The 23,866-nt window shown below is 40.3% G+C and carries 24 protein-coding genes, 2 pseudogenes and 1 riboswitch; of the genes and pseudogenes, 5 read left to right on the forward strand and 21 right to left on the reverse strand.

Translation table 11 applies throughout. The annotated features are described in order from the left end of the window. Positions 1-14: 14 nt before the first annotated feature. The 6 genes and pseudogenes from ribH to ACFVS1_RS21715 form a co-directional block, all read right to left on the reverse strand. Entirely contained in the window at positions 15-485 is a 471-nt protein-coding gene (gene ribH, locus ACFVS1_RS21690; protein ID WP_048685088.1) for a 6,7-dimethyl-8-ribityllumazine synthase, read from the reverse strand. A 78-nt stretch (positions 486-563) separates the two neighbouring features. Next, positions 564-1,202 (reverse strand): annotated as a pseudogene (gene ribB / locus ACFVS1_RS21695) (3,4-dihydroxy-2-butanone-4-phosphate synthase); the annotation flags it as partial. A gap of 18 nt (positions 1,203-1,220) precedes the next feature. Next, complete coding sequence (gene ribE / locus ACFVS1_RS21700; RefSeq protein ID WP_352925053.1) at positions 1,221-1,859, reverse strand: riboflavin synthase; 639 nt, start codon at positions 1,857-1,859, stop codon at positions 1,221-1,223. A gap of 145 nt (positions 1,860-2,004) precedes the next feature. After that, positions 2,005-2,135: riboswitch (FMN riboswitch) on the reverse strand. Between the two features lie 206 nt (positions 2,136-2,341). Continuing rightward, the gene (locus tag ACFVS1_RS21705) at positions 2,342-2,539 is read right to left on the reverse strand and encodes a DNA-binding protein (RefSeq protein WP_387550373.1); all 198 of its coding nucleotides are present in this window, start codon (positions 2,537-2,539) and stop codon (positions 2,342-2,344) included. A 2-nt stretch (positions 2,540-2,541) separates the two neighbouring features. After that, positions 2,542-2,838, reverse strand: a complete 297-nt coding sequence (locus ACFVS1_RS21710) for a hypothetical protein (RefSeq protein ID WP_352925054.1) — start codon at positions 2,836-2,838, stop codon at positions 2,542-2,544. Between the two features lie 167 nt (positions 2,839-3,005). Further along, positions 3,006-3,421, reverse strand: a pseudogene (locus tag ACFVS1_RS21715) (class I SAM-dependent methyltransferase). Positions 3,422-3,652: 231 nt separating this feature from the next. Between ACFVS1_RS21715 and ACFVS1_RS21720 the strand changes: the two are divergent. Beyond that, positions 3,653-3,805 carry an aspartyl-phosphate phosphatase Spo0E family protein gene (locus ACFVS1_RS21720; RefSeq protein ID WP_309559627.1) on the forward strand — a complete coding sequence of 51 codons (153 nt, stop codon included), beginning with the start codon at positions 3,653-3,655 and terminating at the stop codon, positions 3,803-3,805. A 482-nt stretch (positions 3,806-4,287) separates the two neighbouring features. Here ACFVS1_RS21720 and ACFVS1_RS21725 read toward each other — a convergent pair whose 3' ends face one another. Together ACFVS1_RS21725 and ACFVS1_RS21730 are read right to left on the reverse strand one after the other, a co-directional pair. After that, the gene (locus ACFVS1_RS21725) at positions 4,288-4,509 is read right to left on the reverse strand and encodes a hypothetical protein (RefSeq protein WP_387550375.1); all 222 of its coding nucleotides are present in this window, start codon (positions 4,507-4,509) and stop codon (positions 4,288-4,290) included. A gap of 103 nt (positions 4,510-4,612) precedes the next feature. Continuing rightward, a complete protein-coding gene (locus ACFVS1_RS21730; protein WP_387550671.1) occupies positions 4,613-5,518 on the reverse strand; it encodes a YolD-like family protein in 906 nt (301 codons plus the stop codon). A 61-nt stretch (positions 5,519-5,579) separates the two neighbouring features. Between ACFVS1_RS21730 and ACFVS1_RS21735 the strand changes: the two genes are divergently transcribed. Next, positions 5,580-5,894 carry a hypothetical protein gene (locus ACFVS1_RS21735; RefSeq protein WP_387550377.1) on the forward strand — a complete coding sequence of 105 codons (315 nt, stop codon included), beginning with the start codon at positions 5,580-5,582 and terminating at the stop codon, positions 5,892-5,894. 308 nt (positions 5,895-6,202) lie between these two features. Here the strand turns inward: ACFVS1_RS21735 and ACFVS1_RS21740 are convergent, their stop codons facing one another. From ACFVS1_RS21740 to ACFVS1_RS21760, 5 genes are all read right to left on the reverse strand, one after another. After that, positions 6,203-6,703, reverse strand: a complete 501-nt coding sequence (locus ACFVS1_RS21740) for a hypothetical protein (RefSeq protein ID WP_387550379.1) — start codon at positions 6,701-6,703, stop codon at positions 6,203-6,205. Between the two features lie 6 nt (positions 6,704-6,709). Then, the gene (locus ACFVS1_RS21745) at positions 6,710-7,123 is read right to left on the reverse strand and encodes a hypothetical protein (RefSeq protein ID WP_387550381.1); all 414 of its coding nucleotides are present in this window, start codon (positions 7,121-7,123) and stop codon (positions 6,710-6,712) included. Positions 7,124-7,454: 331 nt separating this feature from the next. Next, complete coding sequence (locus ACFVS1_RS21750; RefSeq protein WP_387550383.1) at positions 7,455-8,036, reverse strand: cupin domain-containing protein; 582 nt, start codon at positions 8,034-8,036, stop codon at positions 7,455-7,457. 31 nt (positions 8,037-8,067) lie between these two features. Further along, a complete protein-coding gene (locus ACFVS1_RS21755; protein WP_352925062.1) occupies positions 8,068-8,328 on the reverse strand; it encodes a D-alanyl-D-alanine carboxypeptidase family protein in 261 nt (86 codons plus the stop codon). 222 nt (positions 8,329-8,550) lie between these two features. Then, positions 8,551-8,808 carry a holin gene (locus ACFVS1_RS21760; RefSeq protein ID WP_352925194.1) on the reverse strand — a complete coding sequence of 86 codons (258 nt, stop codon included), beginning with the start codon at positions 8,806-8,808 and terminating at the stop codon, positions 8,551-8,553. 795 nt (positions 8,809-9,603) lie between these two features. On the opposite strand from ACFVS1_RS21760, the gene ACFVS1_RS21765 reads away from it, so the two are divergent. Further along, positions 9,604-9,888 (forward strand): CotD family spore coat protein, encoded by a 285-nt coding sequence (locus ACFVS1_RS21765; RefSeq protein ID WP_352925063.1) that lies wholly within the window; start codon positions 9,604-9,606, stop codon positions 9,886-9,888. 127 nt (positions 9,889-10,015) lie between these two features. Here the strand turns inward: ACFVS1_RS21765 and ACFVS1_RS21770 are convergent, their stop codons facing one another. Then, positions 10,016-10,234 carry a hypothetical protein gene (locus ACFVS1_RS21770; RefSeq protein WP_352925064.1) on the reverse strand — a complete coding sequence of 73 codons (219 nt, stop codon included), beginning with the start codon at positions 10,232-10,234 and terminating at the stop codon, positions 10,016-10,018. 293 nt (positions 10,235-10,527) lie between these two features. Between ACFVS1_RS21770 and ACFVS1_RS21775 the strand changes: the two genes are divergently transcribed. Beyond that, positions 10,528-11,265, forward strand: a complete 738-nt coding sequence (locus ACFVS1_RS21775) for a TspO/MBR family protein (RefSeq protein ID WP_387550386.1) — start codon at positions 10,528-10,530, stop codon at positions 11,263-11,265. Here ACFVS1_RS21775 and megL read toward each other — a convergent pair. The 4 genes from megL to putP all read right to left on the reverse strand — a co-directional run bounded on the left by megL (position 11,262) and on the right by putP (position 16,729). Further along, a complete protein-coding gene (gene megL, locus ACFVS1_RS21780; protein ID WP_387550388.1) occupies positions 11,262-12,437 on the reverse strand; it encodes a methionine gamma-lyase in 1,176 nt (391 codons plus the stop codon). The two genes, ACFVS1_RS21775 and megL, sit on opposite strands and share 4 nt — an antisense overlap. Before the next feature lie 197 nt (positions 12,438-12,634). Then, positions 12,635-13,771 carry a DEAD/DEAH box helicase gene (locus ACFVS1_RS21785; protein ID WP_352925067.1) on the reverse strand — a complete coding sequence of 379 codons (1,137 nt, stop codon included), beginning with the start codon at positions 13,769-13,771 and terminating at the stop codon, positions 12,635-12,637. Between the two features lie 47 nt (positions 13,772-13,818). Then, positions 13,819-15,144, reverse strand: coding sequence for an ATP-binding protein (locus ACFVS1_RS21790; protein WP_387550391.1), 1,326 nt, complete (start codon positions 15,142-15,144; stop codon positions 13,819-13,821). Between the two features lie 115 nt (positions 15,145-15,259). Beyond that, on the reverse strand, positions 15,260-16,729 hold the full coding sequence (putP, locus tag ACFVS1_RS21795; protein WP_387550393.1) for a sodium/proline symporter PutP: 1,470 nt from the start codon (positions 16,727-16,729) through the stop codon (positions 15,260-15,262). 151 nt (positions 16,730-16,880) lie between these two features. Here putP and ACFVS1_RS21800 point away from each other — a divergent pair, with 151 nt between their 5' ends. After that, a complete protein-coding gene (locus ACFVS1_RS21800) occupies positions 16,881-18,929 on the forward strand; it encodes a molybdopterin oxidoreductase family protein (RefSeq protein WP_387550395.1) in 2,049 nt (682 codons plus the stop codon). Positions 18,930-19,033: 104 nt separating this feature from the next. Here ACFVS1_RS21800 and ACFVS1_RS21805 read toward each other — a convergent pair whose 3' ends face one another. From ACFVS1_RS21805 to ACFVS1_RS21815, 3 genes are all read right to left on the reverse strand, one after another. After that, on the reverse strand, positions 19,034-20,554 hold the full coding sequence (locus tag ACFVS1_RS21805) for an aldehyde dehydrogenase family protein (protein ID WP_387550397.1): 1,521 nt from the start codon (positions 20,552-20,554) through the stop codon (positions 19,034-19,036). A 218-nt stretch (positions 20,555-20,772) separates the two neighbouring features. Beyond that, positions 20,773-22,206, reverse strand: coding sequence for an aldehyde dehydrogenase family protein (locus ACFVS1_RS21810; protein WP_387550674.1), 1,434 nt, complete (start codon positions 22,204-22,206; stop codon positions 20,773-20,775). Positions 22,207-22,224: 18 nt separating this feature from the next. Next, positions 22,225-23,550, reverse strand: a complete 1,326-nt coding sequence (locus ACFVS1_RS21815) for an aminotransferase family protein (RefSeq protein ID WP_352925073.1) — start codon at positions 23,548-23,550, stop codon at positions 22,225-22,227. Positions 23,551-23,866 lie beyond the last annotated feature (316 nt).

Raw genomic sequence — 23,866 nt, forward strand, 5'->3', positions numbered from 1 at the left:
TTCCTTAAGCCAAATCACTGTTCAATCAATTTTCCAAGGTTGGCCATTTCAATGGCACTAACCGCCGCTTCATAGCCTTTGTTACCTGATTTAGTTCCTGCACGTTCAATCGCTTGTTCAATATTTTCAGTTGTCAGCAAACCGAAGATAACCGGTACACCTGTTTCCAATGAAACGGAAGCCATGCCTTTAGCTGCTTCATTGCAGACATAATCATAATGTGAAGTGGCACCCCTGATTACCGTTCCAAGACCGATTACCGCATCATATTTACCTGTATTAACAAGTTTTTTTGCAATTAACGGAAGTTCAAAAGCACCCGGGACCCACGCGATGTCAACATCATTCTCATCAACGCCATGACGCTTAAGGCCATCCAATGCCCCTCCTAAAAGCTTGCTTGTGATAAACTCATTAAATCTTCCTACCACGATGCCGACTTTCAATCCTGATCCGATTAATTGTGCTTCAATAGTTTTCCCCATGTCCAATTCCTCCTAATTTTAAAAAACAATATAATTTTTTTGTTCTGTTAAGATTAATTCCTTAAATCCTCAAGCTTTCGGGATGTTCAGTTCAAGCTCCTGTTTCCCGCTCGTATCATTTTGTTGAAGATACCGAATCAAATCGGCTATCGTAATGAATTTCAGGTTGAATTTATCAGCGATGACTTCTAAATCGGATACCCGAGCCATCGATCCATCTTCATTCATGATTTCACAAATGACACCAGCTGGAGCAGCACCGCATAATTTCGCCAAGTCCACCGATGCCTCTGTATGTCCTGCCCTCCTTAATACGCCGCCTTCTTTTGCGACTATCGGAAAAGTGTGACCAGGCCTTTGAAAATCTTCAGCGACCGAATCTTCATTAAGAAGCTCAAGGATGGTCAAGGACCTTTCAAAAGCACTGATTCCTGTAGAGGTGCTTTTATGGTCGACACTTACCGTAAAAGCAGTGCCATGATGATCGGTATTTTCTCCTACCATAGGATGCAGTTTCAATTTCGCTGCCAGTTCTTCAGTGATGGTTGTACAAATCAAACCACGTCCATGAGTCGCCATGAAATTAATCGCTTCCGGTGTGGCCTTTTCGGCCAGCACTACAAAATCCCCTTCATTTTCACGGTCTTCATCATCGGATACGATTACTACCTTGCCAGCCTTCAAATCTTCTATCGCTTCTTCTATTGTATGGAACATCATTACACCGCCCTTTTATTAGAATCCATGCTCTGCCAAAAACTCTAAATTCAGTCCTGGTTTTGGATTTCCATTTTTCATTTGATGTATTATATATTTCCCTATCATGTCGTTTTCAATGTTAACTATATCGCCAGCCGCTTTTTGTCCCAATATGGTGTCCTGATGAGTCAATGGAATCAGTGATACAGTCAATAGGTTCCTTTCGATCCCAAATATCGTCAAGCTCGTCCCATCAATGGCCACGGATCCTTTTGGAATGCAAAAGGCACTGAGCCCCTCTTCCAATTGGATTACATAATATACGGCATTTTCTTTCCGTTCTTTTTTTATGATCGTTCCGGTTCCGTCGATATGACCTGAAACAAAATGACCGCCAAACCTTCCCTGTGCACTCATGGCTCGTTCAAGATTCACAGATGATCCCAATTTCAAAGTCCGGATCGTGGAAGCTTTGACCGTTTCCGGCATCACGTCGACCGTAAACAGACTTTTCGTGAAGGACGTTACCGTTAAGCAGACCCCGTTGACTGAAATACTATCCCCCAGATGAACATCTTCAAGGATTTTTTCAGAACGAATCGATAACTCCATACTGCTTTTTCCTTTTTTCATGGAATGTACGGTCCCGATATCCTCAATGATTCCCGTAAACATATTTTTCCCCCTTTTATAAAATATAAAAAACCCCTTAGGATGACCTAAGGAGTTAGCAGGAGAAATGAGTGAAAAAATTGTATACCTAAAAAGCCTAATATTTTCATTTTTGAAAAATTAGGCGTACGTATACACTTGGGTTCCACACGTCCTTCTCCCATCCAGACTTTACTGTCGGCTTTGGAATCTCACCAAATCCTGCCTTTAACAGGCTCGCGGGCTTAGAATTTCTTCATCACCGCCGGTTGGGATTTTCACCCGACCCCGAAGGACACTATCAACACATTGCTGTGCTTTCTAGTATTATGTTGTTGTTTAAAAGCCTATGTAATAGGGTTTTAACGGTGTATGATACTTATCGAAATGTTTTGTAGTTCTTTTAGTTATTGCTCATTCCTACCAAGTATCCTACCAAAAACCTACCACTGTGCTCGCTTTTAACTAATGACATATTACCATGACAAAATAAAAAGAACAAGGATTCAATCTCCATGCTCTTCTCCATCAAGCCATTTAAAAAATGTCACTTTCGATACTTTGTAAATTCGCCCAATCTTAATGACATGAAAAGGTGGGTTTTTAAATAATTCGTATGTCTGGCTTCTTCCTATACACAATATATCTTGAACGTGTTTGGGTTCCAGTGCTTCTGATAGGTCGTCTCTGCTTGGTGTAGCCATCCTTATTCTCCCCTCCTATTTAATACTGCTATGTTTAAATTAAGAGCCAACTTATAAAAAGCTTTCCAACGAATTTTTGTATCCTCATGAGTCTGGACATGTACCGATAACCTAGCCGCCTTTGAATTTGCAACACTGTAATTTGTATTGATTTTTTTGATCGTTTCTTTCTGGCTTTTAACCTTATTGGCCGTTTGGATATATGACTTTTGAATCTCATCAAGCAAAGGCTTTAACCGTTTTGTTGAAACTGTCTTTTGACCGTCCACAATTCTTCTTAGCTCGGCTAGTTCTTTCATGAATTGACTCCTTCCTTCAGCATTAAATATTTATCGGAACTTCCTGTCCTTTGCTAACATATAATTTAATTTGGGTGCTTACATTTTATATTTCCTTTCGGATTAGTAAAACTATCTTTGGCCGGGATAGGTACATTTTTTATGTCACGGTTTATTCGGACTATTCATTACTTCATAAAAACTAACCAATGCGTTTTACTTCTTCTATTTCCAAACAACGGTTCAAACCCAATAGCATTAAGGACTTCTTTCAATGAGATTTGGTCCTCGTTCCATTTAAAAATCAGTGTTCCGTTTGGCTTTAAAACCCTCATGCATTCCTTGAATCCTTGATTTATATCAAATTCCCATAACTCATCTAATTTCCCGTACTTCTTGGCCAACCACGAATCTTCACCAGCTTTGATTAAATGTGGAGGATCAAATACAACCAGATAAAACGATTCATCATTAAATGGCATATTTCTAAAGTCCGCTATTACGTCCGGATTGACGTTTAAAGTTCGACCATCACATAGACTTTCATTATTTGACGATTATCCATGTACGTTACATCATCATTTTGTTTATCAAACCAAAACATTCTACTACCGCAGCATGCATCCAAAATACGTTGCACCTAATCTCCCCCTTCCTTCACAATTTGTGTCCACCATTTATTCGAACTGTGACGTAATGCAGGATAATTTTATGTCTATTTCCCTATTTATTAACAAGTTTAGGAGAAAATATTTTAATAATTAAATAATTGTAATATAATCCTAAAATAGAAATTACTTACCTAAAAAGGAGTATTCAAATGTGCGAAATAAAAATGTATAGGGAGTTAGAATTAAATATAAAGAACCTAAGAAAATTACTTATAGAAACTGGTGTTAAAAAAGGTCTAAATCATCAAGAAACACTTAAATATAGTGAAAAGCTAGACAAGTTGATTCTTAAGCAATCCCTAATAAGTAATTATTAAATACTTAATGTTTTACAGCAATCAATGTTCTTTATCGAACGAATTAACATTTTCATCTCCCCTTTATGTCGCAGTTTGTGTCAAATATTCAGTCATTTGGATAGTAATTGTAATAGAAATGTTAAGTTTTTATTTAAATCCTATTCAGATGTTTTTCCATGATAAAATTGTGGAATTGCAAAGTATAAGTCGCAAAGCTCAGGTGTTAAGATATTTTTTGATGGCTTATAATCTATTAAAAAGAGGTTTTTAATATGTTAATCCCTACTATTTACTCAACTAATACAGATGATAGACACATAGTTAAAGACAAGAATACTGTTGAATGTGGAGCCAGATACAATGTATTTCCTTTGTTAACAAGACAAGATCTTAGGAAGATTAGATTCATGCATTACGAAAAAGTAACATGTCCAAGATGTAAAATGAGTGTCATGAAGAGTCAATATTATTCCTAAACCCCTAATGTCAAAAATTTTCGTCTACTGTTTCAGCACCATTCCGATTTTATCGATTAACATTTCAGTAATATATTTTTGCTCATAGTACCTTTTTTCTGCCGCCTTTTGATTTTGTACCGCGCCTTTAACGGCTCCTTCAATTGTCTTTTTAATGTCCTTCACGGCCTTTTCACTTAGTCCTGTACCGTGTTCTTCCTGGATGCAATGTTTAAGGTGATTAGTGAATTCTGAAATTGTTCTCATCCTTCTCACTCCTTAACTTGCGATATTGTTACTCAGCAATCGATAAGTCAGATCCAAGTGATTCATACTCTTCAGCGAACATAAACATATCACCATCACTTTTTTAAGTTTTATTTTTACAGCGATTTAAAACGGTTTGATATGAAAAGAAGCATTTTCTACCGGCTTCACGTACCGATCTATATTCCTCCAAAATCTCCATTGTATCTTTATCAAGCCTAACAACTGGTTTACTTGTAGACTTAAATCCTGTCTTTTTGCCAAGTTCCTTTTTGGTGATAAATTCAAGATTCACAAAATAATTATCTGTTTTAATTAAATTCTTATGATGCAATACTTCACCTTGCTTGGCGTTACCTACAAAGTGATGAGCAACCAAATGTGAAATCTTATATTTATTGACTTTGTTCTTAAAAAGCACCTTTATCATTAAGTTCCCACTACGCTTATGGAGATAAGGAAGCAAAAACATTTCTAACTTTTTGTATAAACGCTTGAAACGACCATAATTAGAAATTAGGAATTTTCCGTCTGAACCTTCGATAGCTTTCCACACTTCATTATGGTATTTTTCCTTTACATACCAATCTTTTCGCTGCTGTACAGTCGTTTTATGGTCGGCTATATAGCAATTAACGTTTGATAGCTTCATCTTTCTTGATTTATGAGTAGCTAGGCTTGAAAACGATTTTCCTGTTAATAATTCCAATTCTTTATAGTTTTTTTCTTTAAAATATTGGTTCTTGGATCGTATAACTAAAGCAAAGGTCTCCCTCCATTTCGCTCTATACTGAATTTTCTCAAAGGAGCTATCTTTCTTCTGGATTCGTAACTCTTTCGTTACAGGATGAATGTACACACAGTATCCATGCAATTCTTTTGGATTTCTCTCATTATGTATTGTAAAACTTATTGGTAAATGATATTCCATCGCATAATGAATGTTGTTTTCAAACTCTTCAATCTGGTATTCATCAAGGATAGGTTTTTTGTTTAGGGAAATTATTATTCCTAGTTATGAACCTAATCATTCTCCATATCTATACATAATCTAAAGGAACTAAATTATTATGGAGGAATTACTTGAAATGTATGAATTAAATGCAGGTTTATTTACAGATGATTTATGGAGAATTACTGTAGGTGGAATTGGCCCAATCGGAGGGATTGGACGCATTGGACACATTACTCATATTCCCGTTGGTATTGGTGGTGTTGGCTCCATTGGAGATTATGGTGGTATTGGTATTAGCTATGGTTTTCCATTTGCAGGAGGTCTCACAGGTGGAGCATTGCTTACAGAGCCCTATTATGGTGGATACAGTGGATATGGATATCCCGGATATGCTCCATATCCATACTCATATTCATACGACACTTATTGAGAAAAATGGTCAAAAATGTAAAGATATTCTTATTTAAAAGCCAGGATAGATGTTTCCATAAACATTCATAACCACCCATCCTAACTAATAAATTTTGAAATTACACATCACAAAAAATTCATTTAATTTTGGATAAGTTTATTATATGCTTGATAAGCTACTACCACTCCGCAATAAGAAATAAAGCAGAGCCTCCTAGTGTAAACAACCTTCCTATTAAGGTGTTTTTTGCTTCTTCAATAATTGAATGATCATTATTCATATTATTGCCCCCCGACCGAATAAATTTATATTAATACATGCAAAAATCACTGTTGATAAAAATGGGGATAAATAAAATTTTGTAAGACGACCACTTCTCTTTTTAGCGATTCTGTAATATATATTAAAGATTTCATATCCTGATGTAAGGAATTTATTTGTTTTTCCATTTTTTTCATTTTATTACTTTGTTCCTTCGCTTCTTGTTCTGCTTTTTTTTCTAATAATGCTGTTTGTTCAATTGCGAGTGCAGTAGCTCCTGTAGATACCAAGTCTCCAACTGTCACCAGTATAGACCCAATCAGTGCTAATATAAAACCTGCATCAGATTCTGAACCGGATGTGGAGGTATTTTTCGCGTTATTAGTTCCTCCTACTCCTTCTTCACCTTCTTCGACCGCTTTGACCTCTTGATCTTCTACTGCAATTCCGAGAACCGTGATAATATTCCCTATATTCACGATCATTGCCCCAAAAAAATCTATCTTATCCGCAGTATTAGTAGGTAACGATAACAATATATCATTTTCATCAAATCCTTGGTTCAAAGCTTCTCACCTTCTTGGTTGTGAATTTAGCTTTTCGATCAAACCGAGTGTAGTTTCAGTTATTTCCTGCTGGATGACTTTTAATATAGAAATCTCATTCAAGATATCAGCTTCCTTTATATCGATGGGTGTGACATTTTCACTCATTAATATTAAACTGTTTAGACAATCTAATATATCTTTAAATGCTTTAATTAATGATCCATGTTCCGTTTCCAAAATAAATGGAGGAGAAATTGTCTCAAGAGATTGTATACTGCTTTGACTAACAATTTTTGCATTTTTTATATCCAAAAAATACTGTTGATAATCAGAAATAATTCCATTTGAATAGACAGAGTAAATCATGTTGGAAATATACACTAAGTTCCCTCCGACCAAATGGAGAGTTTGGCCGTATTGCTTGAAATTTTTTCTCATACGAACCCCTCCTGGATTTACCGAATGACAATGGGCTATTTGCTTAGATAATGTATGTAAAAGGAAATTAAATGGTTCATTAGAGGAGATTATTATTTCAAAAAATCATTAATAAAATTGGTGTTTATGATGTGATATTCAAGAACACTCACCCCATCTTAGATTTGCAACAAAAAAAGCCCCTACTCAATGAGTAAGGGCTTTTTGAAATGAGGGTACCACGTGGAGTTTGTACTATAGTTATACTCTGTCAATTAACTTTTCTAATTATTCATCCTACATAAAATAACCCCTTCTCGATTAAGGAGAAGGGTATTTATTTAGAGTTGATCTATTGCCACAACCGCTGCCCTTCTTCCGTAGCCAATGCGTCTGCCTTGGTAACATGAACAGTGCCAAATGGATGGTTAGGAGGAGCATATATCGAATAAAGTTTTAGGGGGATATTACCTGTATTGGTTACATTATGCCATGTACCAGCAGGTATCATTATTGCATAATCATCATATACGTTTTTTACAAAGTTTAAATTATCCTGTCTATTCCCCATTTGAACAACCCCTTGACCTTGTTCAATACGCAAAAATTGGTCAACGTTAGGGTGAATTTCTAAACCAATATCTTCACCAACATTAAGACTCATCAATGTAACTTGCAAATGTTTTCCTGTCCATAATGCGGTACGGTAGGTAGTATTTTGTTTTGTAGCTTCATTGATATCCACTACAAATGGTTTTGTTCCATAATCTTTAACCTCAATATTATTTCTTCCGTTTGATGATTGTAAAAAACCCAAATGGTTCGCATTATTAACACACCCATAATCAGGATTTCTTACATAGTTATATATTGGCACATTAACATAATAAGGATTTTGATATTGATTGGAATGGATATAAGGAACATAGTACATTTTTCTCAACCCTTCACAGTTTTTGAAATTATCATATGCACTTGTTAAGTAAATGTACTATTAAACAGAAAAGCCCCTCTCGTTTACCACGGTAGCTATAATATAATCGACCTTGACCATATAGGGCTGCTTGTTCATCCATGGAGCGATAACCTGCACTGATTTGAGCATAAATACCTTCTTTATATGCTCGCTTAATCATTTCTAATGCTGAATCCTTCACCACTGAATTGATACCATAACCCATATTTTTAATTGAACGATCCAATAATGTTCGCAATGCTACTTTCATTTCACATCGTCTCCTTTTAATTTAAAATAAGGCTGTTTTCGCATACTTTGTTGCTATTTATTGCTATTTACCAAGTAGTGCGGTGTGGTTGATTTCCCCTCCAGATGCTCGCTTTCCGCGGGAGTCTCGCACTTCCGCTCCAATCACCCTTAAATCGTTTTGTTTTAAAAACAACAATCTTTACGAAAAGAGCCTAAAATAAAAAGCCACCCAATGGGCAGCTTATTTTGAAGATCCTTCTCTTTTGGCAACTAACTCATAAAGGCCTGTTCCACCCAGACCAGCAAAAGCCCCGGCCCATAACCTTAAAACTAAATCCATTTCTGTGAATGGAAAAGCAACAGAACCTACTCCCAGACCGATTACCAAGCTTAAGATTGGCAGTACATTGTTTGGCAAAGTAACCGTCTGTTTAACCACCTGGACCATTGCGACCACAATTGGTGCCAATATTGTTGTAAAAAGTAATACTTGTTGCATGACTTCATTTTCCATAGTTTTATCCTCCAAACGAACTTATGATTAATGGTATATATTCAAACGCTGCTAACAATAGCCCTGGAGCGCTACGAGGATCTTTTCTTGACTTGACATCTTCGCTACAGTGACGTCCTTTTCTGCTGCGATTTTTGTTAACTGTACCTGTCCTTTTACTTCTTCTTTCTTTTGATTAATGGTTAGTAAATGCTGCAGCATTGTTTGATTTTGTGAAACCAATATATCTTTTTGAGAATTCGAGGCTTGCAAAACAGTTTTTTCAATCTGGTCCTGACCTTGTTTTATAATTGATATTTCTTAAATTACCTCACCATAATTGGTTTATAATTGCGAAATACGTTGCTCATGATTATCTAATCTATGTGGCATGTCCATCTCCTCCAATGTCCATAACCACCTTTAACATAAAAATTCTCTCTATCTCTGTATGTCTAGGATGATTTTATACATAATAAAAAGCCGCCCTTTTGGGACGACTTGAATTGTATCAGTATTTAAATTTCCCTTTGTACGGTTATGCTTACTTTCTTAAATTAACAAAAAGTGTTTTATGCCTGTTCTTGTATTAAAAGGCTTTGTCATTAGTACAAACCTACCCTTTTTTCATAAACTACAAGTGTAATGAAATCTTAATGAAGGGGTGTAATATTAATGTTTTTTCGTAATCGTAATAGTGGAGGAAATAACCCCCATGTAATGGGAGCATTCGGGAACTCACCTGGAGTAATGGGCGCATCAACCGGTAAACATTCCAACGTAATGGGAGCCTTTAGTCCAATGCCTGCGTCTCCAGTACAACATTGCCCAACGCAAACACTTCCTACTCAAGTTGCTCCAGCACAAGTCTCTCCAACTCAGCAATATGTTAATACTAATGTATCGAACACAGTGATTCCTGTCGTTCATCCATCACATACTACAACTGTCAATAAACACGTGAATACGTATAAGCATTACTTTCCTCACACTCAATCCGTGGTGAACGAATGCTATACTGAAAACCTGATTTGTGGAGCGCCACCGCAAAATCCATGCTGTCCGCCTAAGCATTTCGGATACTAATGCTGTATAAGGGCTTATTAGCCCTTATCTTCATACATACGATAATTCCGCACAGTTTGTTCCAACCTGACGGCAATTAATACATTTTTAAAAAAGCTCACTCCTAAAAGGCAGTAAGCTTCGTCACTCATTTCATTTGATAATAACTGAGAATAAAATTCTTAATATGCTGAACTTTCTTTGCGTCAAAATAATAACTAGAATTATAAGTTGACCTATCCATTTTACTTACAAATTTCATGAAGCTAGCAGTCGCTATTCGTAAATCATTTGGATTATACTCCGTTATTGTTTGACTAAGATCAACAAGTAAGCTATTCAAAGTTTTTTCAAAATGATTATTCATTGTAGAACCCCCTAATTTTATATTGAATAAGGTAATACAAAACAAAGGAGGAGTGACTTATTAATCATACCCTAAAAGCCCAGATGTAATTAAATTTTTTTGGAAGTTCATTAACCTCATGGTATGTTCCGAACGTGACATTCACTTAGCTATATCTAATTTTATGGGTTTTGATTTCGCAGGTACTCCAACAGCAAGATGGTTAGAAGGTAGATGTGCTCCAAATAGGTTACTCAGGCTACATTTGTGGAATAGGGTTAGAGAATCACAATTCATATAAAGAGGAAGCCTTAATGCTTATTTCCATCATCAACTTGATTTTCTATCTATTCGTCGTCACGATGAATTTTTTAGCTAATTTCCTGCCATTGAACGGCCAGACATCAGGAGAGATTTCCGATAAACTTGATGTCCTTTTCACTCCTGCCGGATATGTATTTTCCATATGGGGCTTGATCTATTTCCTGCTCGCCATCTGGGTATTCAGGAAGTTCTTAAGCAAACATCAAAACAGTCCTGCTTATAAGGCAGCCTTCCCTTGGTTCGCTTTAAGCTGTGCCTTGAATGGCGCCTGGCTTTTGGCTTGGCACTATGAACTCTTTTTGTTATCCGTATTCATTATCATTGCTCTTTTGGCTACTTTAATGGTCATTTATACAAGCATAAAAAAGGTGGAGCACACTCCTTTCGACCTATTTCCATTTTCCGTTTATACAGGCTGGGTAAGTGTTGCTACGATCACTGACATTTCTTATTACCTCACGTTTATCAAATGGGACGGTTTTGGGGTTTCAAGGTTAGCCTGGACGATCGTCCTGCTGATTGCAGCAACAATCCTGGCTTTAGTCTTTGCAGGTAAAAACCGGGATTGGTGCTATCCTCTCGTATTCGTTTGGGCGTTCATAGGCATCGGGATACGAAATAGCTCCGCCTATCCGGTAATTACGGACATTTCTTATATTCTGGCAGTCATCACTTTTATCGTATCCATCACCATCTTCATTAAAAATAGAAGGAAAATGGTAGCTTAAAATGCTTGCTGAAGATCTTGCCAGACATCCTGCCAAGCTTCTAGGCCAACTGAGAGACGGACCAGCTGGTCACTGATGCCCATTAGTTTCCGGGAATCTTCAGGAACGGCAGAGTGCGTCATGGTAGCGGGATGCTGGATCAATGTTTCGGCATCCCCAAGACTTACGGCAATTTTGATTAGTTTCAATTTATTGAGGAATTCCTGTGCATCCTGTTTTGTGCCATGTAATTCGAAAGAGATAAGGCCGCCGCCATGTTTCATCTGTTTTTGCATGATATAATGATCCGATGAAGCTTCATCACCTGGATAATATACCTTTTTCACCTTTGGATGTTTCTTAAGTTCATGAAAGATTTCCACTGCATTGGCCGAATGACGGTCCATCCTGACAGGCAAGGTCTTTAACCCCCGCAATAGTAACCAGGCATCGAAAGGTGAAATGATTCCACCGATATCCTTCTGTGTAGTCCCAGCTACCTGATTCATGAATTCCTTCTTACCTACGACAAGTCCTGCAACTACATCCCCATGCCCGCAAAGATATTTCGTAGCGCTATGAAGGACGATATCACAGCCATACTCAAGCGGTCTCTGCAGGTATGGCGTTGAAAACGTATTATCCACTACGACCGTCACATTATATTCCTTCGCAACTTTCACCACCATCTGTAAGTCAATCATTTTCATCGTCGGATTGATCGGGGTTTCTACATAGATGCAGGTCGTTTCCGGCCGGATCATTTTCCTTACCTGTTCTTCTGTATCCATTTCACAAAAATCATGAGTGATGCGGTATTTATTTTTCATTAGCTGCAGAAGGCCAAATGTACAACCATATAACCCCTGTGAGCACAGGATGTGGTCATCTGTTTTCGTTAACGCAAAAAGCACAGCTGAAACGGCAGCCATGCCTGATCCGAAAGCAAGGCCAGCTTCCCCGCCTTCCAAAGCCGCAATCTTTTCTTCAAGCACCTGTACCGTTGGATTTCCAAGTCGTGAATATATATATCCATCTTCCATACCGGCGAAACGCCTCTCCCCTTGCTCGGCATTTTCGAAAGTGAATGTTGAGGTTTGGAATAAGGGTGTTGCCAAACTTCCTAAATGCTGCTTCGAGTCATATCCTTCATGGATGACTGCCGTTTCAAACTGTTTATACTTTCCTGTCATACCGTCTCCTCCTAACCTATGTCTATTGCTATCATATGTCAAAAACCCATATAAAGGAAGCGTTTTCATTCATGATTATCACCCATTAATGAACCCCTGAATTTAGTAAATATTATATGATTTCTGGAGAGTTGGATTTACCTACGGGCATTCGAAAAAAAAAAGGGACAGCCGTCATGGCCGTCCCTTTTCCCGAATCATTCATCGACTACGATATTTCCACCATAGAAGGTTACTCTCGTTAATGGTAGCTCCAGTTCACGAGCCATTTTTTTCAACTCTCGCTCTTCTCTTTCCGTTACGATTGAAATGACCGTGCCATCTGCACCTGCACGCCCAGTTCTCCCGGATCTATGGATATATTGTTCGATGTTGTCAGCCATATCAATATGGACGACCGCAGTAAGGCCTTTAATATCTAGCCCCCTTGCCGCTACATCCGTTGCTATCAGCATCGGGGATTTTCCGGAACGAAGCTTGCGCAGCGCTTTCTCCCTTTCAACTTTATTGGATTCGCCGTGAAGCACGCCCATTTCAATACCTTTATAGCTCAGCTTTTCATGTAAGACGCTCAGCTCTGCAATATCATTCAGAAAGGCAAGGGCCTTCACATCTTTAAGTCTTGTTATTTTCTCGAGAATCTTTGATTTTTCCCGTCTCTCAACAACAAAGTAAAGATGATCCACCTTTGATTCCATTTTTTCATGCTTATCAACCTTGACCATTTCGGGTTCATTCATGAATCCCCTTGCCGCTTTTTCCGTTTCCTCCGGCAGGGTCGCTGAAAACACCATGATTTGCCGGTCTTTTAGCGTTGTTTTGATAATATTATTGATTGTTCCCATATGCTCCGGAGTGATCAATTGGTCACCTTCATCAAGTACTATCGTCTTAACTTCATGCATCTTCAATTTCTTTTGGGCAATCAATTCGTAAATCCGTCCCGGTGTTCCAGCAATCACCTGTGGACGTTTCTTCAGTTTGTCCAACTGCCTTTTCACATTAGCACCGCCGATGAATGCTGCACCCGTAATGTCGCTTCCCTCCGACCAAATGCGAATTTCTTCATTGATTTGCATGACCAGTTCTCGTGATGATGCCAAAATCAAGGCTTGGGGCGATTTTTTTTCAGGATCTATCTTTTCCAGCAATGGCAGTAAATATGCTAATGTTTTTCCTGTACCTGTCGGTGATTCGGCCATGATATCTTTTCCTTCGACAATCACGGGAATCGCCTTCGTTTGAATCGGGGTAAGTTGTCCGAATCCGGACTTTTTCCAGACCTCTTGTATATATGGTTTTCTATCGTTTATTAATGCAGGTAATTCGCTCATATCGTTCTCCTTTAATATAAAACTTTTCCTATCTTTCATAGTACCATTTATTCTTGGCCAGTAGCCAACGGAATGCGAATTGTAACCGTCGTCCCTTTGTTTATTTCACTTTCAAAATGCATTTCCCCCTGAAGGCGATGAACGATCTTCCGGCAAATTGCAAGCCCGATCCCTGTGCCCTTTTCCTTCGTGGAGTAAAAAGGCTCACCAATTCGTTCAAGGCGCTCAGGTTCCATTCCCATGCCATTATCACGCACGCTGACTACAGCTTGACCATCGATGATTTGCAGCGAAATTTCAATTTCCCCATTATCCTTTATCGCTTCAATGCTGTTCTTTATGATATTGATTACCAACTGTTTAAGTTCAGTTGAATCAGCCATAATATAAATCGGTTCGGCAGTTTTAACCCTGAACCCCATTTCGATATTATTCAAATTCGTTTCTGCTTTCATCAACGTGAATACCTGCTGTAAACTGTCAGCAAGATCGATCCTGCGAAATGCGACATCCTGTTTCTTCCCGAGAACCAAAAGTTCGCTTGAGATAATATTGATTCGGTCAATTTCCTTCAACATGATATCGGAATGCAGCGGGTTCACTTCCTGGGTCATATCCATTAACTGTACGAATCCTTTTAACGATGTCAGTGGATTCCTTATCTCATGTGCGACTGCGGCAGCCAGATGTCCGATAACAGATAGCTTTTCAGACATGATCATCAATTCCTCTTCGCGCCGCAATTCAGTAATATCCCTAACGATTGCATATACCCCTAGCATTTCAGCGTGAACGATGATCGGTAAAAAAGTCACACGGATTATCCTTTTTTCATCACTGCTATTCTGGATGGTCGTTTCGAATTTAACAGCCTCCCCTTGAAGGGACTGTAAAAAGAGTTCGGATACTTTATCACTTTCATTCCAGTTGAGGAGATGATTCGCATTCTTTCCTTTCAAATTGGCACTATTGTGACCCAACAGTTTCTCAGCTTCCGGGTTTAGCGAAACTACATTTCCTTCGAGATTCAACTCAAGCACACAATCCGGGTTATGCTTGAACAGCGACCGATACTGTTCATCCTTCAGAATGAATTCCTGTTGGGACCTCAACATTTTCCCCGTCCAATACCTGATTATGAAGTATAGGAAAAGCCCGGTTATGAAAATGAACAACCATCCTTTGGAATGTTGAAACATTGCATATATCTGAACATCTGCCCTTGCCTGTGTCATAGAGATGTAATCCGTAACGACAATCCATAAGACCCCAATGATTATATATATAAAAGCCACTTTACATGCAATTTTATGAGATTGGTTCATATTCTTTCCTTTGTATTGTTTTTGGTTTATTATTCCCAAATCACTCAAAAAAAGCCCTCATGTTTTCAACATAAGGACTCTATCGATATTGTACCATATATATTGCAATCATTGTTTTATATCGCTAAAAAATCCAGAGCATTTTTAACTCGGCCTTCAATGATCAAGAGAGGTTTTTAATGGCTTGATTGAATTCTTCTTCTATATCTTTTGTAGGCTTGGCCGATAATAAGCTGAAAACGACCACCGCTATTGAACCAGCAATGAAACCAGGAATGATTTCGTATACTTCAGCGAACTTATCGATCATATCCCAGACGATCACGGTTGCCGTACCGACAATCATTCCCGCCAAGGCTCCCCATTTCGTCATCCTTTTCCAGTACAGGCTTAATAGAATGACAGGACCGAATGCCGCTCCGAAACCAGCCCATGCATAACCCACCAATTTAAGGATCGTACCGCTCGGATTGAACGCCAATAATAAGGCGATGGCAGATATCGCCAATACTCCAAACCGACCTACCAGTACTAATTCCTTATCAGATGCTTTCGGCCGAATGAACTGCTTATAGAAGTCATCGGTCAGGGCACTTGCCGATACTAAAAGCTGAGATGCAATCGTACTCATGACAGCTGCTAAAATCGCAGCCAACAAAAAGCCTGTAATTAGGGAAGGAAACAGTTCTTTAGCTAAAATGATGAAGACGGACTCAGCATTTTTTTCCCCTAAAGGACTGCTTGTCAGGTTAAAATAAGCAATCCCCACCAACCCGGTGAACATCGCTCCGACGATGGCAAAAATCATCCAGCCCATACCGATTCGACGTGCGCTTTTCAATTCTTTAACAGATGAAACCGCCATGAATCGAACGATGATATGAGGCTGTCCGAAATAACCAAGGCCCCAAGCCAGAAGAGATATGATGCCAATGGTTGATGTCCCTTCAAACACATGCAATAAATTCGGGTTGATCGATTTTATTTCATTGAAGGTGGGATCCCAGCCACCAATATTTACAATCGTGACAACCGGTACTAGAATTAAGGCAATGAACATAATCGTACCTTGTACAAAGTCCGTCCAGCTAACAGCAAGGAATCCGCCGAATAATGTATAAAGAATAACGACGCTCGCCGTCAGCCAGATGCCCCACCGGTAATCCAAATTGAATGCCGTGCGGAAAAGCTCACCGCCAGCTACCATGCCTGAAGATGTGTAAAAGGTGAAGAAAATTAAAATGACCGATGCCGATACCACTTTTAAGATCCGGGAGCCATCCTTGAACCGATTTCCCAAAAAGTCGGGAATCGTAATCGAATTGCCGGCCACTTCCGTATATGTCCGAAGTCTTGGTGCCACGAATAGCCAGTTTAAATAAGACCCTGCACACAGGCCGACGACAATCCAGCCAGCAGTCAACCCGCTTATGTACATTGCACCCGGAAGTCCCATCAACAGCCAGCCGCTCATATCGGAAGCGCCTGCACTCAATGCAGTTACAGCCGGGCCCAAGTTCCGTCCGCCAAGCATGTAATCAGTTAAGTTTGCCGTTTTCCGATAGGCCAAATAACCAATTAACAGCATGCCGGCCATGTATATTCCAATTGATATTATAATTCCGTAATCCAAAAATGAATCCCCCTAGGTTAATTTTTCATCTTGTAAGCTTAGCAGAAAAAAAAACATATGTTAAGAAGTTCTTGCACCTTTCATCGATTTCACTTTCAATATAATTAAGAAAATTCATTTTACTAGATTAAATTATTAGGAGGAATACGCCATGCAATCCTTTATCAATCAGCCAGATGGAGTCTTTCCCTCTGTTTGCTCTCTCGACTGTCCTGATCAATGCGGTTTACTGCTGCACAAAAAAGACGGGAAAATCATTAAAGTTCAAGGAGACCCTGATCATCCAGTCACAAAAGGGAATATTTGCAACAAAGTCCGCAACATGACTGCCCGTCTATATGATCCCAATCGCTTAAAGCAGCCATTAAAGCGCATCGGGCCGAAAGGTGAAGGGAAATTCGCTCCAATCAGCTGGGAAGAGGCCATTGACATAATCACTTCCAAATGGAAAGACCTGATCGAAATGCACGGTCCGGAAAGCATCCTTCCCTACAGCTTTTACGGAAACATGGGCAATCTTAGCGCTGAGGGGATGGACCGCCGTTTTTTCCACAAGCTAGGTGCAAGCATACTCGAACGTTCCATTTGTAACGCGGCCGGCTCAGTCGGATACAGCTATACAATGGGTGGTTCATTTGGCACCGACCCCGAAGAAACGATTCATACAAAACTTTTCATCATGTGGGGCATTAACGCTGTGAGCACAAATATGCATCAAGTAACGATTGCCCAGCAAGCCCGAAAAAACGGGGCTAAAGTAGTTGTCATTGACGTACATAAAAACCAAACCGGCAAGTGGGCGGATTGGTTCATTCCGATTCTGCCTGGTACAGATAGTGCGCTCGCCCTCGGATTAATGCATATCTTATATGCTGAGAATCTAGTCGACCAGCCCTTTCTCGATGAATACACAGTGGGTGCTGCTGAATTGCGCGAACACGTCCGCCAATATGACCCTGCGACGGTCTCCGTGATCACTGGCGTTCCAATTGATGACTTATATGAATTAGCCAGAATGTACGGCACGACAAGTCCATCATTCGTACGGATAGGCAATGGCCTGCAGCACCATGACAATGGCGGCATGGCAGTACGCACCATTGCGTGCCTGCCTGCACTTACCGGCCAATGGATGGCGGAAGGCGGAGGAGCCATCAAAGGGAATTCAGGATATCTCGCGTTTAACACAAATGCCTTAAGACGTCCGGATTTATTGCAAAATAAAGCAACCCGGACTATTAATATGAACCAAATCGGTCAAGCTCTTCTGCAAAAAGAAAACCCGATTCGCTCCATGTTGGTATACGGCTCCAACCCAGCACTTGTCGCACCGAATGCAAATAAGGTACAGGAAGGTCTAATGCGGGAAGATCTATTCACAGTGGTCCATGATCTATTCTTAACCGAAACGGCCATGTTTGCCGACCTCGTCCTTCCTGCCACGTCATCTTATGAAACGGAGGATTTTTATAATTCATACTGGCATAATTACGTCCAAATACAAAAACCTGTAGTCGAAAAATATGGCGAATCGAAATCGAATGTTGAATTGTTCAAACTGTTAGCTGTTGGGATGGGATTTGGAGAACAAGAGTTTAGAGATTCAGAGGAAGATATGATACGGCAGGCGCTGGATTTTCCTGACAACCCGCATTTGGAAGGCATCAACTATGACTCCCTTTCAAGAAATCAATTTGTCAAAGCCAAAATGCGGCCGTTGTTCCCAGGTAAACTCCCGACACCAAGCGGTAAAATCGAACTTTATTCCGAACGGATGAAGCGGGATGGATACGAGCCTTTGCCAACATATACGCCAATCATAAAAGACAGCGACCTGCCATTTTTATTCATTCCGGCACCTAATCACAATTTCTTGAATTCAACCTTTTCAAATAATGCCAAACATATCTCCATGGAAAAGGAACCAAAACTGCACATGAATGCAGCCGATGCCAAAACAATGGGGATAGCCCCCGGGGATATCGTTAAAATCTGGAACGGTCGCGGTGAATGTTTGCTTACCGCTGCTCCCGGTGAAAATGTGTTACCAGGCGTTCTTGTCAGCCAAGGCTTGTGGCAGAATACGCCCGAAACGAAGCAACACATCAATTCCCTTACCCCAGATCGCCTCGCAGATATGGGCAATGGCGCCGTTTTCTTCTCAGGACGGGTGGATCTTGAAAAAGTCCAAAAAGAGTAGATCAACGTTGAGCGATCTTTGAATATAGCTGTGATTTCAGAAATAAATCTCCGATTCCACAAAAAAAGGCTGTTCCCTAAGGAACAGCCTTTTCGTCAAGCTATTTACTCTTCATCAAACCAGCCTGTTGGCTGGATATCCAAATTGTTATTGATTTGCTTCACTTCCGTATAAGCTTCGTAACCGAAAGTTCCCAGTTCGCGTCCATTTCCGCTTTGCTTGAACCCTCCCCAAGGAGCTTCGTTATAAGTCGGATGATATGAGTTTATCCACGTGATGCCGGCACGCACTTTTTTAATGACACGGTATGCTTTTGCGATATCATTCGTGAACACCGCTCCCGCTAAACCATATTTCGTATCATTGGCCAGTTGAAGAGCTTCCGCTTCATCCTTGAATTTTTGAACGACAAGCACCGGCCCAAAAATTTCTTCCTGTACAATCCGCATGTCCGGTGTCGTATCAACAAAAATAGTAGGTTCAACAAAGTAACCTTTATCCATGCCTTCTTCCTTCATTCGATTTCCACCGACGATTAATTTGGCACCTTCTTCTTTTCCGATTTGAATATACGATAATATTTTGTTCATATGGGCTTCTGAAACGATAGGTCCCATCTGGCTGTTCTCATCAGAACCTGAACCTACCTTGATCTTTTTCGCTTTCGCAGTAAGACTTGCAATGAACTGATCGTAAATGGACTCTTCCAATAGTAAACGGGACCCTGCTGAGCACACTTGTCCTTGATTGCAGAAAATCCCGTATAGAGCATAATCAACTGCAGTCTCAAAGTCAGAGTCCGCAAATACGATATTAGGCGATTTCCCGCCGAGCTCCAATGTCACTTTCTTGAGGTTACCCAGTGAAGCCTCCATGATCTTACGTCCTGTTGCCGTTCCTCCTGTAAAGGCTACTTTATCGATTTCCTCATGTTCGGCAATGGCTTGTCCGACAACTGGCCCCGCTCCTAACACAAGGTTTGCGACACCCTTCGGCAATCCGACCTCATCCATGATTTCAAATAGTTTGACTGCTGTCACGGGAGTGATCTCAGATGGTTTGAATACAACGGAATTTCCTGCTGCAAGCGCCGGGGCCAGTTTCCAGGCTGACATCATTAGAGGGAAATTCCATGGAACGATCTGCCCGCATACACCGATCGGTTCCCTTACGACCATCGCTTGCTGGCCGTCAGGAACTTCAAAAGTCTGACCTGTCGGTTTTGTAGCCAAACCTGCATAATATCTAAAACAGGCTGCTGAATCAGCGATATCATAACGAGCCTCACGCAATGGTTTCCCATTATCCAATGTTTCCAACGCAGCTAGTTCTTCAGCTTTTTCTTCTATTTTGTTTGCTATTTTGAATAAAATGCGAGCTCTTTCCACTGCAGGAGTTCCCCACCAACCACCTTCATAGAAAGCATATTTTGCTGCCTCGACCGCTGCATCCACATCTTTCTGTGTCCCTTCCGCAGCTTTGGCAATAACTTCCCCTGTTGCCGGATTCAATACATCCCTCTTCTCACCTGAAGTCGAATTCACCCATTCCCCATTGATGAACATCTTTAAGTCCAGTGCTCCCGTTCCTTCTTTTTTCTTGTTATTTTGCAAAGTTTCCTGCATGTAATTTCCTCCTCGGTTTTAAGTTATCTACCTATATATTAGATATGAGCAAGATTCATGCCAGTTTGAAATATTAGGTAACTCACGGTTTTTTGCCCTTTCCTGCCTCATTTAAATTCAGCCGTGAATTACCTATTCATTTTTGCATAACTCATGAGCCAACCTCTTTCAAGATTCATAGAAAAAAAGAGATGAGCAGCTGCTCACCTCTTTTCTGATTAATTCCGGTTAATAACGACCAATTTCATTTCCGTCATTTCTTCAATGGCATATTTCAGCCCTTCGCGGCCAGTTCCGCTTTTTTTGACTCCGCCATATGGCATGTTGTCGACACGGTAAGTTGGGATATCATTAATGATAACACCGCCGACTTCCAATTTTTCTGCGGCAGTAAGAGCCAGATTGATATTTTCTGTGTAAATTCCGGCCTGCAATCCGAATTCGGAATCATTGACCAACTCAATCGCTTCCTCGACGGAAGAAACCTTATTGATCAAAACAATTGGAGCGAAAACTTCCTGACAAGATACCTTAAGCATTGCATCCACTTCCAGCAACACAGTTGGATGCAGGATATTTCCTTCAGATTTTCCTCCTGCTGCAACAATCGCACCGTGTTGTTTAGCTTCAGCGATCCAATCCAGGCTTCGCTGTACATCGCCAGCGCTGATCAATGCCGAAATATCCACTGACGGGTCCAAGGAATCTCCAAGTTTCAAGCCATTCGTTGCTTCTGTGAATTTTTTGACGAACTCATCATACACCTCTTCATGAACATATGCACGCTGTAAGGAAATACAGACCTGCCCTTGAAAAGCGAATGCTGCCGATACACAGCGTTGGATGATTTTATCGATATTGATCCCTTTATCAACGATGACAGCCGCATTCGAACCTAGTTCAAGACTCACTTTCTTTAAACCGGCCTTATTCCGGATCCCGATTCCGACAGCCGGACTTCCTGTAAATGAAATGCTCTTCACCCGTGAATCGGTGACTAATTTATCACCGATCACTGAGCCGCTTCCGGTAACTAAATTAAACGCACCTGCCGGCAAATCCGTTTCGGCTAATAATTCAGCAAGAAATAGCGAAGATAGCGGTGTTTGGCTCGCAGGTTTCAGGACCAGTGTATTTCCGGCAGCAATCGCCGGGCCTACTTTATGGGCAACCAGGTTCATCGGAAAATTAAAAGGCGTAATCGCACCCACGACACCTAAAGGCTCACGGACTGTGTATCCTATTCTTCCTTCTCCGTCAGCTGTAGCATCCATCGTCAATGTTTCTCCATGAATCCGTTTTGCTTCCTCTGCTGCAAATTTATATGTGGCAATCGTCCGGGATACTTCAACCATAGCCGTTTTAATCGGTTTTGCTGCCTCTTTAGCAATTATTTCAGCTGCCTCATCTTTGCGGCTTTCCAAAAGGCCCGCAAGCTTTTCAAGTATGGCAGCACGTTTATGACTAGGTAAAGCTGCCATTGTTTTTCTAGCTTGATAGGCTGATTCTATTGCCGACTCGACATCTTCCAGACTTGCGGAAGGAATCTCCGCTAGAACTTCCCCGCTATAAGGAGACTTTAGTGTCGTGAACTTTTCAGCTTCTTGCCATTTACCATTAATGAATAATTTCTTTTTCAGCGTTTCCGTCATGACCATCACTTTCACCTCTTATAAAATTTCTTTTTCGACAGCAGTAAATGTCTCATCAAGGATTTCAATTATTCTTTCGACTTCCGATTTAGTAATGATTAAAGGCGGTGCGAATACGAGTGTATCTTGATCAAACGTAACAGACCGGCAGATCAAACCATTCTTCGCCGCTTCAGCAACCAGTCTTGGAGCAAGCTGTGTCTCAAAGCCTTCGCCTGTTTGTTTGTCCTTTACGATGGAGATGCCCCCAATTAATCCAAGTGCTCTGACATCACCAATAATCGGGTGTTTGCTTTGAAGCTTTTTAAAGCCGGCAAGCAACTCTTCACCACGCTTTTTCGAGTTTTCTATAAGGTTTTCACGTTCAATTATTTCAATATTTTTTAAAGCAACCGCACAAGCCATAGGATGGCCACTATATGTGTAGCCGTGTAAAAGCGTGCCTTTTGAAAGGGCAATGAAATCCTGATGCATCTTATCATTCAGGACAACCCCGCCTAACTGTGCATATCCGCTTGTCACACCTTTTGCAAAGCACATCATATCAGGTACAACACCAAAGTGTTCAATTCCAAAATAAGTCCCTGTTCTTCCGAAACCTGTAATGACTTCATCTGTCACCATTAAAATGCCGTATTCATTACAAATCTCCCTTACTTCTTTAAAATAGCCTTCAGGAGGAAGGTTCACGCCGCCTGCCCCTTGAATCGGTTCAGCGATAAATGCCGCAATCGTTTCCGGTCCTTCCTGTTCTATGACCTTACGCAACTCCTCAATGGAGGAACCGTCCACATGATAAAAATCCGGTGCGATTGAATTCGTGAAGTCTCGGAACGGTTTCAGGCCAGTTGCACTTGTGGCTCCCATTGCCACTCCATGATAAGATTTCGAGCGGGAAATGATTTTTTGACGATTAGGCTGCCCTTTCAAAAGCCAGTAATGTCGAGCAAGCTTGATAGCCGTATCATTCGACTCCGATCCACCTGAAGTGAAGAAAACTGCATTTAAATCCCCAGGAGCGATGGAAGCGATTTTGGCTGCCAACCGGATTGCCGGCTCATTGCTGAAAGTGGCGAAACTTGAGGTGAAAGCTAACTTCGCCATTTGTTCCTTCGCGACATCAGCCATCTCTTCTTGTCCATGTCCAATATTCACATTCCAAAGTGAAGCCATGCCATCAATGACAGTCCTGCCCGTGACATCCGTAAGATATATTCCCTTTCCTTCCTTAAAGATGAAACTTGGACCATCTGCCTGCTGTTGTTCAATTGCCGTAGTCGGATGGATAAAATGCTTTTTATCCAAATCGATTAATTCCTGAATACCCGTCGTCTCTTTAATCATGTAAAAAACACCCTTCTCATGTATGGATTTTTTTCAAGCTAGTTTATTTTTTTATTTATATATTTAGATATTGCAAGATGCATGCCAAATTATATGAGCCTTATATTAAAGGTATTCAAGTTAATATGATTCATATCCGAATCATCAGGAGTGCAAGTTGATTCATATTCAAATCATTCGATTCGAATTTGAATCATTCAACTCCCATTCATTAAATTAACTATTAATTTGAATCCCCCTCTTTATTTTCAGTTTGATGTTACAAAACCTGACACGAAATATTGAATTTTCGGAAGATTTGTATTATTATCATGTT

This window comes from Peribacillus sp. NPDC058075, assembly GCF_042885195.1.
GTDB lineage: Bacteria > Bacillota > Bacilli > Bacillales > DSM-1321 > Peribacillus.

Bases quoted from the DNA above. Each gene is read 5' to 3' on its own strand.
- ACFVS1_RS21745 (WP_387550381.1), bottom strand. From the start codon at position 7,123: ATGAGAAAAAATTTCAAGCAATACGGCCAAACTCTCCATTTGGTCGGA.
- ACFVS1_RS21760 (WP_352925194.1), bottom strand. From the start codon at position 8,808: ATGCAACAAGTATTACTTTTTACAACAATATTGGCACCAATTGTGGTC.
- ribH (WP_048685088.1), bottom strand. From the start codon at position 485: ATGGGGAAAACTATTGAAGCACAATTAATCGGATCAGGATTGAAAGTC.
- ACFVS1_RS21800 (WP_387550395.1), top strand. From the start codon at position 16,881: ATGCAATCCTTTATCAATCAGCCAGATGGAGTCTTTCCCTCTGTTTGC.
- ACFVS1_RS21750 (WP_387550383.1), bottom strand. From the start codon at position 8,036: ATGTACTATGTTCCTTATATCCATTCCAATCAATATCAAAATCCTTAT.
- ACFVS1_RS21815 (WP_352925073.1), bottom strand. From the start codon at position 23,550: ATGATTAAAGAGACGACGGGTATTCAGGAATTAATCGATTTGGATAAA.
- ribE (WP_352925053.1), bottom strand. From the start codon at position 1,859: ATGTTTACGGGAATCATTGAGGATATCGGGACCGTACATTCCATGAAA.
- ACFVS1_RS21805 (WP_387550397.1), bottom strand. From the start codon at position 20,554: ATGCAGGAAACTTTGCAAAATAACAAGAAAAAAGAAGGAACGGGAGCA.
- ACFVS1_RS21705 (WP_387550373.1), bottom strand. From the start codon at position 2,539: ATGGCTACACCAAGCAGAGACGACCTATCAGAAGCACTGGAACCCAAA.
- ACFVS1_RS21770 (WP_352925064.1), bottom strand. From the start codon at position 10,234: ATGAATAATCATTTTGAAAAAACTTTGAATAGCTTACTTGTTGATCTT.
- ACFVS1_RS21720 (WP_309559627.1), top strand. From the start codon at position 3,653: ATGTATAGGGAGTTAGAATTAAATATAAAGAACCTAAGAAAATTACTT.
- ACFVS1_RS21710 (WP_352925054.1), bottom strand. From the start codon at position 2,838: ATGAAAGAACTAGCCGAGCTAAGAAGAATTGTGGACGGTCAAAAGACA.
- ACFVS1_RS21775 (WP_387550386.1), top strand. From the start codon at position 10,528: ATGCTTATTTCCATCATCAACTTGATTTTCTATCTATTCGTCGTCACG.
- ACFVS1_RS21810 (WP_387550674.1), bottom strand. From the start codon at position 22,206: ATGACGGAAACGCTGAAAAAGAAATTATTCATTAATGGTAAATGGCAA.
- ACFVS1_RS21755 (WP_352925062.1), bottom strand. From the start codon at position 8,328: ATGAAAGTAGCATTGCGAACATTATTGGATCGTTCAATTAAAAATATG.
- ACFVS1_RS21765 (WP_352925063.1), top strand. From the start codon at position 9,604: ATGCCTGCGTCTCCAGTACAACATTGCCCAACGCAAACACTTCCTACT.
- ACFVS1_RS21725 (WP_387550375.1), bottom strand. From the start codon at position 4,509: ATGAGAACAATTTCAGAATTCACTAATCACCTTAAACATTGCATCCAG.
- ACFVS1_RS21785 (WP_352925067.1), bottom strand. From the start codon at position 13,771: ATGAGCGAATTACCTGCATTAATAAACGATAGAAAACCATATATACAA.
- megL (WP_387550388.1), bottom strand. From the start codon at position 12,437: ATGACAGGAAAGTATAAACAGTTTGAAACGGCAGTCATCCATGAAGGA.
- ACFVS1_RS21735 (WP_387550377.1), top strand. From the start codon at position 5,580: ATGGAGGAATTACTTGAAATGTATGAATTAAATGCAGGTTTATTTACA.